The following is an 11,132-nucleotide window of genomic DNA, read 5'->3' on the forward strand; positions in this document are numbered from 1 at the left end:
GGAACCGGTGGGCGGGGGAGGAGGCAGCGCCGGTCAGCCGAGGAGGGTGTCGATGGCGCGGTAGACGCGTTCCTCGGAGACGGGGTACGGGGTGCGCAGGTTCTGGGCGAACAGGCTCACCCGCAGCTCCTCGAGCATCCAGCGGATGCGGCGGATCTCCTCGCCCGGCTCCCGGCCGGCGGGCACCGTCGCAAGCAGCTCCCGGTAGGCCTCCCAGGCCCGCCCGACGGTCGCCGTGTTGATCCGGTCGCGGGCGGGGTCGCGGGGCAGCCGTTCCAGCCGGCGCTCCAGGGCGGTGAGGTAGCGGGCGAGGTCGGCGAGCCGGTCCGCGCCGGTGTCGGTGACGAAACCGCGGTAGATCAGCGCGTCGAGCTGCCCGCGGGCGTCGGCGACCGAGGCGGCCAGCGCCGGGGCGCGCAGGTCCCGCAGCGCCAGGTCGACGGTGTGCGCGAGGGCGAGGACCTGCTGAATGTCGCGGACGACCGCGAACGACGCCTCGGGCAGGCCGGCGCGCACCGCGGCGAGCAGCGCGGTGAACCCCGCCTCGTCCCAGGCCGGGCCGCCGGCGGCGGCGATGAGCCGGTCGGCGGCGGCCCGCACGCAGTCGTCGAGCAGGTCGGCGGCGTCCCGGTGCGGGTTGTGGCTCAGGGCGAGCTTCGCCGCGTTGGACAGCCGCCCGTTGAGGCCGCGGATCGGCGAGGCGACGCCGAGCAGCACCAGCCGGCGGGTGCCGGCCCACATCGCCTGGCGCTGCTCGGTCTCGGTGTCGGTGGCCCGGACCGCGACGGAGCTCCCCTCGTCGACCAGCGCCGGGAACGCCTTGACGACGTGGCCGCCACGGCGCAGCTCCACGACCTTCGGCAGGGTGCCGACGCCGTCCCAGGACCGCAGCCCGGCACGTTCGACGCCGTCGGCCGCGGCGGCGACGGCCTCCCGGGTCCGCGGCCGCAGCCGCTGCTTGATCGCGTCGAGGTCCTTGCCCTCGGCGAGCACCGCACCGCGGGCGTCGGAGACCCGGAAGGTGACCCGCAGATGGTCCGGGACGGCGGCCAGCGACCAGGAGTCCCGCGGGATCTCCGGCCCGCCCATCCGGCGCAGCTCGTGCTCGACCGCGACCAGCAGCGGCGCCTGGCCGGGGGAGATGTGCGCGAGCACCGCGCGGGCGTAGTTCGGCGCCGGGACGAAGCTGCGCCGCACCACCTTGGGCAGCCCGCGGATCAGTGCGGTCACCAGTTCCTCGCGCAGCCCCGGGACCTGCCACTCGAAGCCCTCGGCGCCAACCTGGTTGAGCACGGCCAGCGGGATGTGCACGGTGACACCGTCGGCCGCCGCGCCCGGTTCGAACTGGTAGCTCAACGGCAGGGCCAGTTCGCCGAGCCGCCAGACATCGGGGTAGTCGTCCTCACTGACGTCCGCCGCGCCCGCGGAGACGAGCAGCGACCGGGGGAAGTCGAGCAGGTCCGGGGTGCTGCGCCGGGCCTTGCGCCACCAGGCGTCGAAGTGCCGGGCGGAGACGACGTCGGTCGGGATCCGTTCGGCGTAGAAGCCGAACAGCGTCTCGTCGTCGACGACGATGTCGCGCCGGCGCGCCCGGTGTTCCAGCTCCTCGGCGTCGGCGAGCAACTGCCGGTTGTGCTGGAAGAACTCGTGCCGGGTCTGCCAGTCGCCCTCGACCAGGGCATGGCGGATGAACAGCTCCCGGCACAGCGCCGGGTCGATCCGGCTGTACTGCACCGGACGGCCGGTGACGATCGGCACCCCGTACAGCGTCACCCGCTCGTCGGCGAGCACCGCCCCCTGCCGGCGCGACCAGCGCGGCTCGCTGTAGCTGCGGTGCACCAGATGCCCGGCCAGCGGTTCGATCCAGTCCGGGTCGATCCGCGCCGCGGTGCGTCCCCACAGCCGGGACGTCTCGACGAGCTCGGCGGCCATCACCCAGGCCGGCGGCCCGGACGGGCGTTGCTTCGGCGCGTCCGGCCCGGTCCCGTCGGCGGCGGTGGTGTCCGCCGCGGCGGCGCGCTCGGCCCGGCCCCGGCCGCGGGCCAGCGCCGAGCCCGGCCACAGCGCGAACCGGCTGCCGCGGGCCCCGGCGTACTCGCGGCGCTCCGCGTCGTACCGGCCGATGTGCGACAGCAGGCCGGTCAGCAGCGCCCGATGCACCGCCCGCGGATCGGCCGCACCGCCACCGCCGTCCCTGCTGCCACCGCCGTCCCTGCTGCCACCGCCGTCCCTGCTGCCGCCGCCGTTACCGCCGTCCGCGCGGTCACCGCGGGCGGCGCGGTCGCCGGAGCGGGCGTCGGCGTTCAGGCCCAGGCCGCGGGCCACGGCGGCGAGCTGGCCGTGGACGTCCTGCCATTCGCGGATGCGCAGGTAGTTGAGGAACTCGGTCCGGCACATCCGCCGAAACTGGTTGGCGGACAGCTCGCCGCGGGCGTCGCGCAGGTAGTTCCACAGGTTCAGGTAGGCGAGGAAATCCGAGGTCGGGTCCGCGAACCGGGCGTGCCGCTCGTCGGCGGCCTGCTGGTGCTCGACCGGGCGATCCCGCGGATCCTGGATGGCCAGCGCCGCCGCGATGACCAGCACCTCCCGCAGGCAGCCCTGCTCGTCGCCGGCCAGAACCATGCGGGCCAGCCGGGGATCCACCGGGATCTGCGCGAGGCGCCGCCCGATCGGCGTGATCCGCCGGCCCGCGCCGGTACCGCCCGCGCCGGTCGCGTCCGCGGCGGGTCCGCCTGGGCCGGCACCGCCCGCGTCGAACGCCCCCAGCTCGGTGAGCAGCAGCTCGCCGTCGCTGATCTGGCGCGGGTCGGGCGGGTCGAGAAAGCCGAAGGTGGCCATGTCGCCCAGCCCCAGATCGGCCATCCGCAGGATGACCGAGGCCAGGTTCGTCCGCAGGATCTCCGGGTCGGTGAACTCGGGCCGGCCGGCGAAGTCCTCTTCGCTGTAGAGCCGGATGCAGATGCCGTCCGCGGTCCGCCCGCACCGGCCCTTGCGCTGGTTGGCGGACGCCTGCGAGACCGGCTCGATCGGCAGGCGCTGCACCTTCGTCCGATGGCTGTAGCGGGAGATGCGCGCGGTGCCGGGATCGATGACGTAGCGGATGCCGGGAACCGTCAGCGAGGTCTCCGCGACGTTGGTTGCCAGCACCACCCGCCGCCCGGTGTGCGGCTGGAAGACCCGGTGCTGCTCGCCGGCGGACAGCCGGGCGTAGAGCGGCACGATCTCCGTGTTCGGCCGCTGCTCGCGGGCGAGCGCCTCGGCGGTGTCCCGGATCTCCCGTTCCCCGCTGAGGAACACGAGGATGTCGCCGGGGCCCTCGGCGCACAGCTCGTCGACGGCGTCGCTGATCGCCTGGGTCTGATCCCGTTCGGCCTCGGCCGGCTGCCCACGGCGGCCGCCCGGGCCGCTGCTGCCGCCGCGTGCCCGGCCGGCCCCGCGGCCGCCGGCCGGCTCCTGCGCGGGCGGCCCGTCCGGGTCGTCCGGGTCGGCCGGGTCGGCGTCGCGGGCGCCCGGCACCAGCGGGCGGTAGCGCACCTCGACCGGGTAGGTGCGCCCGGAGACCTCGATGACGGGGGCGTCGCCGAAATGCGCGGAGAACCGGGCCGTCTCGATCGTCGCGGAGGTGATGACGACCTTGAGATCCGGACGGCGGGGGAGCAGCGAGCGCAGGTAGCCGAGGATAAAATCGATGTTGAGGCTGCGTTCGTGGGCCTCGTCGATGATCAGCGTGTCGTAGCGGCGCAGCGACCGGTCCGAGGAGATCTCGGCCAGCAGGATGCCGTCGGTCATCAGCTTGACGAGGGTGTCGTCGTGCACCTGGTCGGTGAACCGGGTCTGGTAGCCCACGACCCCGCCGGCCTGCGGCGACGGGGTGCCCAGCTCCTCGGCGATGCGGTCGGCGACCGTGCGCGCGGCGATCCGGCGCGGCTGGGTGTGACCGATCATCCCGCGGATCCCGCGGCCGAGCTCCAGACAGATCTTCGGTAGCTGGGTGGTCTTGCCGGAGCCGGTCTCCCCAGCGATGATCACGACCTGATGGTCGCGGATCGCGGCGAGGATCTCGTCCTTGCGCTGCGTCACCGGCAGGATCTCGGGATAGTTGAGCGCCGGCACCCCGGCCCGGCGCCGGGCCACCCGCGCGGCCGCTCGCTCGGTGTCGGCGGCGATGGCCCGCAGGGCGCGCTGGCGCGCGGCGGGATCGCGGGTGCGCCGGCTGTCGGCAAGACGCCGGCCGAGCCGGTGGGCGTCGCGAGGTCCCAGCTCCGCCAGCCGGGCGGACAGCTCGTCGACCCGTACAGTCCCCTCCAGGTCGGCCTGCTCCAGGTCGGTCCGGTCCAGGTCGGTCCGGTCTCGGCCGGTCCGGTCTCGGCCGGTCCGGTCTCGGCCGGTCCGTCGCTGGTCGGTCCGGTCCTGGTTGCCGCGTCCCCGACCGGTGCGTCCCCGGTCTGTCCGGTCCTGGTCTTCTCGTCGGCGGTCCACCGGTTCCCGGTCGACGCGGGCCGGGTCCGCGGCCGACGTGGGGCGCTCGGAGGCGGGCGCCTCCCGGGCGAAGGTCTCGTCCGTCACAAGCCGTTCCGTCGGTCGGGTCGGGTCCGCCGCGGGCGGGATGTCAGGGCCGCAGCGGCGGTGGGGGATCGAGGACCCCGGCGCGGCGGGAGATCGCGGCGGGGACGCGGACGGCGGAGGATTCACAGGCTGTCCTTCCACACGCCGTCAAGCCTAGGGCACCACGGGCACGGGGCCGCCGGCTCACGCGGCGAGCACCGGCGGCCGGTCGGGGATCTCGCCGCGTCGAGCTGCCCGGATGCCCGGTTCGCGGTGATGGGCGGCCGGACGCGTTCATTGTCGGCGAAAGGGAGCATGCGGCCTGTAGCCTGCGACCAGCTCGCCCGGGCGGAACGGGCCTCGGGTCGGAAGTGATGCCAACCGGGACGGAACCACAGTGGTGATGCGCAGCACCGGTCCCACCTTGGGGACGGCGGAGGGCATCGAAGCCGGGGGTACCAGCCGTGCCGGGGGGCGGGCAGCGGCGGGCGGGCAGACGGCCGGCGACGGGATAACCGACACCGCCTTCGGTGCCGCCACGCTGGAGCTGGGCCGCGCGTCTGTCGAGCTGGGCCGCGCCTACCGGGCGCTGGAGCGGGTCATGGCCGCGGTGCTCGTCGCGCTGCGCGCCGTCGCCGTCCTGCTGACCCTGCTCTACCTGGTCGTCTGGCACTGGTACGCCGGCCAGCCGCTGGCGACGGCCGTCGTGGTGCTCAGCGTCGGCTGGAGCGTGTTCTTCTGCGTGGTGGGCCTGCGCCGCGGGGTGGGTCGCCCGCTCGCCGCCGCAAGCGTCGCGGTCGCGCTGGCGCTGTCGCTGACGGCCGAGCGCTGGCTGCCGCCGGAGTCCGTGGGGGACAGCGGCAACTTCGTGTTCCTGACCGCCGTCAACGCGGCGATCGTCGCCGTGTGGGCCTTCCCGCCGGTGGTGGCCGCACCGGGTGTACTGCTGCTCGGCGCCGGCACCCTGACCGGCGGCTGGGGGCACAACCCGCAGGTCGTCGTCCAGTCGGCCATCCTGGTGCTCGCGCCGGGGCTGCTGGGCCTCGCGATCGGCCGGCTGCGCCAGATCGCCCGCGCCGCCGACCGGCGCTGGGCGAACGTCGTGGCCCGCCACCGCGGCGAAGCGGTGGTCCACGCGGTCGCCCGAGACCGTCGGGAGCGTGAGCGGATCATCCACGACACGGTCCTCAACACGCTGACCGGCATCGCCTGGGGCGGGGGGCGCGACGTTGCGCTGGCCCGCCGGCGCTGCGCGCAGAGCCTCGCCGCCGTGCAGGGCCTGCTCGACCCGGACGAGGCGAGCGGGCCGGCCCTCGACGAGCGCCTCGCCGAGATCGTCCGCAACGCCACCGGCCCGCGGCTGCGGGTCACCTTTGACAACCACCTGCGCGGCGCCGCCCGCGGGGCGGGCTTCACCGAGCCGCCCGCCATCGTCGTCGCCGCGTTCGCCGGCGCCGTCGGCGAGGCGCTGGCGAACGTGGAGCGCCACGCCGGCACCCGGCGGGCGCGGGTCCGCATGGACGGCGGTCCGGGTGTCATCACCGTGCGGGTGTCCGACGCCGGCCGCGGCTTCGACCCGCGACGGGTCGACCCGGCCCGGCTGGGCGTGCGCCGCTCGATCGTCGGCCGGCTCGAGGATGTCGCCGGGACGGTCGACATCGTCTCGGCGCCGGGGCGCGGCACGACCGTGCAGCTCCAGTGGCGCTTGCCGCGGGCGGCGATCCCCACCGGCGGTGGCGGGGCGGGCGGGGCGCGGGATGGTTTGCTCGCCGGTCGCCGGGGCGCGGCCGCGGTCGCCGCGGACCGCCGGGGGATCGCGGTCGTCGCCGACCGTCGGGGGGTCACCGCGATCGCCGCCGACCTCGGCGTCGCCTACGCCGCGGGGCTGCGCCGCGCCGTCGGGCAGATCACCGGCCTCTGGCTGGTCGTCATGCTGGTGCCGCTGGTCGCGACGCTCGGCTGGGTGCGGTCGCGCCCGGTCGCGGCGCTGCTCTGGATGGTCCTCGCGCTGGTGATCGTCGAGACCGCGCGGCGGGTTCGGGACCGGCCGCTCGGGCGAGCCGAATCGCTCGTGCTGCTGGCCGTGGCCCTGGCCGTCACCGTGATCGGCGCGGCGAACACCCGCGGGCCGGACATCGTGCGGATCGCCGACTGGCCGCTGCTCGTCCTGCCGCTGTTGCTGGCGTTCGTCACCGCCTCCCGGCCGCGGTGGGAGTGGATCGCCGCCCTGGTCGTGGCGATCCTGCTGCTGACCGGACTGGTCCTCGCCCGGGACGCGGACAATCCGCTGGTGCTCGCCCGGCTGAGCTCGAACATCTACGGGGTGTGCAGCGTCCAGATCGTCACCGCCATGCTCGGCCCGCTGCTGCGCGCCACCGCCGAGGCCACCGCGCGCACCCTGGCGGCCGAGGCGGAAGTCGCCGCGCGGATCGACGCGTCGCTGATGATCCGCCGCGAGCGCGTCCAGTGGCTGGGCACCGTCGAGGCGGACGTGCTGCCGCTGTTGGCCGGGATCGCAGACGGCCGGCTCGACCCGCGGGCGGCGGCCGTGCGCAGTCGCTGCGCGGTGCGGGCCGCCGCGATCCGCCGGATGCTGACCGGCGGCGGGCCGTCGTCCGCGCTCGCGGATCTGGATCCGGTGCTCGCCGACGCCGAGAGCGCGGGGATCAGCGTCGAGATCCAGCTCTCCGGCGATCTGCGTTCGGCGCCGGCGCCGGTGCGTGCGGCGTTGGCCGACCGGGTCGGTGCGGTGCTCGCCGCGGCCCCGGGCGGGCGGGCGATCGTCACGGTGCTGTGGGCGCCGGCCGGAGGCAGCGTCTTCGTCGCGCTGCCCTGGCCGGACGGGGTGGCGCCGCCCTGGCCGGAGGGTGGGGATACCGCCGGGTTCGGGGTGGGCGTCCCCGAGGTGGGGATCGGCGTCGAGCTGGACGATCAGCGGCTGAGCCTGGAGCTCACCTGGCCGCCGTCCACGCCCGCGAGTGCCGTCGTCCGCACCGGCGCGGTCGGGTCAGACACCCGCTGAGCGGTGCGCGCCGTCGGTCCGCGCCGGCGAGGCCCATGGGGCCGGGCCGGCGCGGGATCAGAGCTCGTTGACGATCCGCCGCAGCACGTCGGGGGTGGACGCCGGGGTCGTGCTGTCGACGCTGAGCCGGTTGTAGACCTCCATGTACCGGTCGACGTCCTCGCGCTTGTCCAGGTAGGTGGAGCCGGTCAGCTGCTCCAGGTAGACGACGTCGGGCAGGTCCATCTCCGGGAAGCGCAGGATGGTGAACGCGCCGCCCTCGGCCGCGTGGCCCCCGAAGGCGAAGGGCATCACCTGCAGGGTGAGGTTCTGCAACGGCGCGATGTTGATCAGGTGTTCGATCTGCGCGCGCATCACCTTGGGGCCGCCGATCGGCCGGCGCAGCGCCGCCTCGTCGATGACCACCCACAGTCGCGGGGGATTCTTGCGGTAAAGCAACTTCTGCCGGTTGATCCGGACGCTCACCCGCCGCTCGATCGTCTCGACCGGAGCCCCGCCGCTACCTTGAGTGATGATGGCGCGAGCGTAGTCCTCGGTCTGGAGTAGCCCCGGAATGAACTGCAACTCATAGGTGCGGATCAGCTGGGCGGACTCCTCGAGTCCCACGTACGGCTGGAACCAGGTGGGGAGAACGTCGTTGAAGTTCTGCCACCAGCCGGCGGTGTTCGCCTCGCGCACGAGCGCCAGCAAAGGAGCGCGCTCGGCTTCGTCCGTGACCTGATAGAAGGTCAGCAGGTCGGCGACATCCCGTTCTTTGAAGCTGACTCGTCCCAGCTCCATCCGGCTGATCTTCGACTCGGAGGCGCGGATGTGGTATCCAGCGGTCTCCCGACTGATGCCCTTCTCCTCGCGAAGTCGACGGAGCTGAGAGCCGAGCAGGATCCGACGCACGGTCGGTCCACTTCCCGGCTGAGCTGTCGTCACGGTCGGCCCCCTCGCCATCGGTCAACGCAAGAGTATGACATCTGATCTTCTAGATCCGGTTATGCGGCTGGTTCTCTTGTCTGGGCGACAGCTGCTTGTTTAGCGCAGCGAGGGTTATTTGTATACACGCTCACAGAGAGTGCCGGTGGTGGGTGTCCGCTGGCCTGGCGGTGCAGATGTCCCCGAAGGTGCGGCCATGGATCGGCCGTAGCGCCCAGTGATGCGGGCCCTCCGATCCGTTCCGACGGCGCCGCATTGAGCCCGTCGCGGCGAAGACGCCGGAGTCCGCTCGACCTTCTCGTGCAGCGCCATGCCGACGTGCCGTTCGGTTCTCCGTCACCTTCTCCCACCCTCTCGCTCCCACTCTCTCGCGCTCCCGCTCGCCCGTTCGTCCCGTGGTGCCCACATTTCCGCGCCAGCTCCGGCTCGACGGCTGCCGAGGTGACCTCCGGACCGTCGGTCGCTTCCCCGCCGGCCGTGGAGCGCCGATGCCTCAGCGGTTGCTCGTCGTCATTCCACCCGACCGCGGGGCCGGGTAGGACGGCCGACTCCCCACTCGGGTGAATCCGACCGGGTCGACGGCCCTGTCGTGGCCCCCACGCCGCCCACCGGTGGTGGTCGGTCCGGCCCCGGCCGCCGCGGCGGCCGGAGATGTTCCGGCGCCGAGACGGTGGATCCGGGATGCGGCCGGCGAGACACTGCGTGGTGCGACGGCCTCCATGGTGGTCTGGCGATGGGTTCCCATTGCGTTGTCTCCCGCGGGTTCGCGTGCGCCCGGGACGGGGCCGTCGCCGGCCGTGTCCCGATGCCCGACGTGTCGGGGCTATGAACTTTTACACCAGCAGGCTCCCCTCCGATCGGCGTCCCTTGGCACCGAAGTCCTAGCGCCCCGCCGCGCTCGCACGTCATTCCCGCAAGTCAGGGACCTCTTCCGCCAGCTACGTCCCTTGGTATGCCGTTACGGAGCCGACGATCGGTTGCGTGATTCGTCACTTTGCGGATTTATTAGGACGATTCGCTACCTCCTTCGGGTCATCTCTGTCATCTCCCGACCAGGAGTGCTAACGCCGCCGAGGGATGCGGCCACCCCGGCGGCCCGGCCCGCGCCCTCGCCGGCTGGTCCGCCAGGGTCTGGCCCGGCAGGGTCCGCTCCGGCCCCGAGGGTCGCGGGCTCGACCCCCGCGGCGGCGTCCAGCCGCCTCCACGGTGGACGCGGCCCGCGGCCCGCGACCGCGGCGGGCGCATGGGCGGTCGCACGTGAGGCCGTGTCGCGCACATGCGACCCGCTTGATGCACGTGCACCTGACCGTGCTGTATCGTCAGCCGAAGTTCGTGCAGGCGCACACGCGGGCACATCGGCGGGGTTTCGGGGGGAGTCCCGTCCGGCGTGATCGGTGAGGGGTCCATCGCAGTGCGGCGGTGCGACAGGCGGGCTGCGTGGGGTGAGGGCCGTCGTGGCACGGCTACTCGGGGCTTCAGGAGATCGCGTGACCAAGATCTACAGTGGCATGTCTGCGGCGGCGCTGGAGCGCGTGACCTGGCAGAAGAGTCGGCGGAGCAACTCGCAGGGCAACTGCGTCGAGATGGCGAAGCTGCCGGGCGACGAGGTGGCCGTCCGCAACTCCCGGCATCCGAACGGTCCCGCCCTCGTCTACACCCGAGCCGAGATAGAGGCCCTGATACTCGGCGCCAAGGACGGCGATTTCGACAACCTGCTCCAGTAAGCGTCCGCCACCATGGTCCTGCTGACTCCGGTCGTCCCTTCCCGGCAGGCGTGCGCCACGGCCGTGCGGGCTCCGCTCGCCCGCCGCCCGCAGCACGCATGGCTGGCCCAGACGTCGCAGCGCGACGTCCTCCCGGCCTCCTATCTGCTGGATCGGACGGACATGCGGTGCAACGAGGCCCGTTCTGTCCCTACCCGTACCGACCCGCCCCTGCGGCCGGCGATCGCCTTCGCGGCGCTGCCGGCCAACCGGACCGGAGACAGCATGCCCCCGCCCACCACGGAACGGATCTTCAGCTCGGGAGATCTTCCCTTGCTCTCACTGCCGGGTGCCGACGGGCTCATCACCTGCCAGTGGACCCACGAGACCCTCGGGGTGCCGGGCTCGATGGAGGACGGCGGTGATGCGATCGCCGAGCGCCGGCGGGCCCAGGTGGGCTTCGTCCTGGTCGAGCCGGCGTGGCTGGTCCGGGCCGCCGCCGAGCAGGTGCGCTCGCCCGGGGTCGACGCCATCGTGCTGCACGCCCATGCAAGCCCGCCCGGGCGCAGCGCACTGGCGCTCGCCTTCGCCTCTCACCTGCGCAACGTGCTGCGGCGCCCGGCGCCCGGTCTCGATCCCCGGCTCGGCAACAATGTGGTGACCGCCGGGCTGCGGCCGGACCTGGCGGGCTTCAGCGACCTGGTCCGGGTGCCCCACCTGGTGACGATCACCGACGGCACCGGCGCGGTCGCCGACACGATCGTGTGGGAGATCATGACTGGCGGGCAGTTCGACGCCTGGCTCGACGGTGCCCCCCGACCCGACCAGCCGGCCATCGAGGCGCACCTGCCGGGCCTGCTGCGGCTGCGGGGCCTGCACCGGTCGGGCCGGCTGGACCACCGCCGGGCCGGCGCGCTGCTCGACATGCTCGACGGTGG

Annotated in this window: 5 protein-coding genes; 3 read left to right on the plus strand and 2 right to left on the minus strand. The window is 73.8% G+C overall.

The window, feature by feature from the left end; genetic code table 11:
- Positions 1-33 precede the first annotated feature (33 nt).
- The gene (hrpA, locus tag FRAQA3DRAFT_RS28290; protein ID WP_198287224.1) at positions 34-4,308 is read right to left on the minus strand and encodes an ATP-dependent RNA helicase HrpA; all 4,275 of its coding nucleotides are present in this window, start codon (positions 4,306-4,308) and stop codon (positions 34-36) included.
- Between the two features lie 640 nt (positions 4,309-4,948).
- Between hrpA and FRAQA3DRAFT_RS28295 the strand changes: the two genes are divergently transcribed.
- Entirely contained in the window at positions 4,949-7,567 is a 2,619-nt protein-coding gene (locus FRAQA3DRAFT_RS28295; protein WP_009742482.1) for an ATP-binding protein, read from the plus strand.
- 57 nt (positions 7,568-7,624) lie between these two features.
- On the opposite strand, the gene FRAQA3DRAFT_RS28300 is transcribed toward FRAQA3DRAFT_RS28295, so the two are convergent.
- Positions 7,625-8,491, minus strand: coding sequence for a helix-turn-helix transcriptional regulator (locus tag FRAQA3DRAFT_RS28300; RefSeq protein ID WP_009742483.1), 867 nt, complete (start codon positions 8,489-8,491; stop codon positions 7,625-7,627).
- Positions 8,492-9,999: 1,508 nt separating this feature from the next.
- Between FRAQA3DRAFT_RS28300 and FRAQA3DRAFT_RS28305 the strand changes: the two genes are divergently transcribed.
- Together FRAQA3DRAFT_RS28305 and FRAQA3DRAFT_RS28310 are read left to right on the plus strand one after the other, a co-directional pair.
- A complete protein-coding gene (locus FRAQA3DRAFT_RS28305) occupies positions 10,000-10,215 on the plus strand; it encodes a DUF397 domain-containing protein (RefSeq protein ID WP_264762543.1) in 216 nt (71 codons plus the stop codon).
- A gap of 12 nt (positions 10,216-10,227) precedes the next feature.
- A partial coding sequence (locus FRAQA3DRAFT_RS28310; protein WP_009742486.1) for a hypothetical protein occupies positions 10,228-11,132 on the plus strand: 905 nt, incomplete at its 3' end.

Origin of the sequence: Frankia sp. QA3, from assembly GCF_000262465.1 — a bacterium.
Classification (GTDB): domain Bacteria; phylum Actinomycetota; class Actinomycetes; order Frankiales; family Frankiaceae; genus Frankia.

Bases quoted from the DNA above. Each gene is read 5' to 3' on its own strand.
- FRAQA3DRAFT_RS28305 (WP_264762543.1), top strand. From the start codon at position 10,000: ATGTCTGCGGCGGCGCTGGAGCGCGTGACCTGGCAGAAGAGTCGGCGG.
- FRAQA3DRAFT_RS28295 (WP_009742482.1), top strand. From the start codon at position 4,949: ATGCGCAGCACCGGTCCCACCTTGGGGACGGCGGAGGGCATCGAAGCC.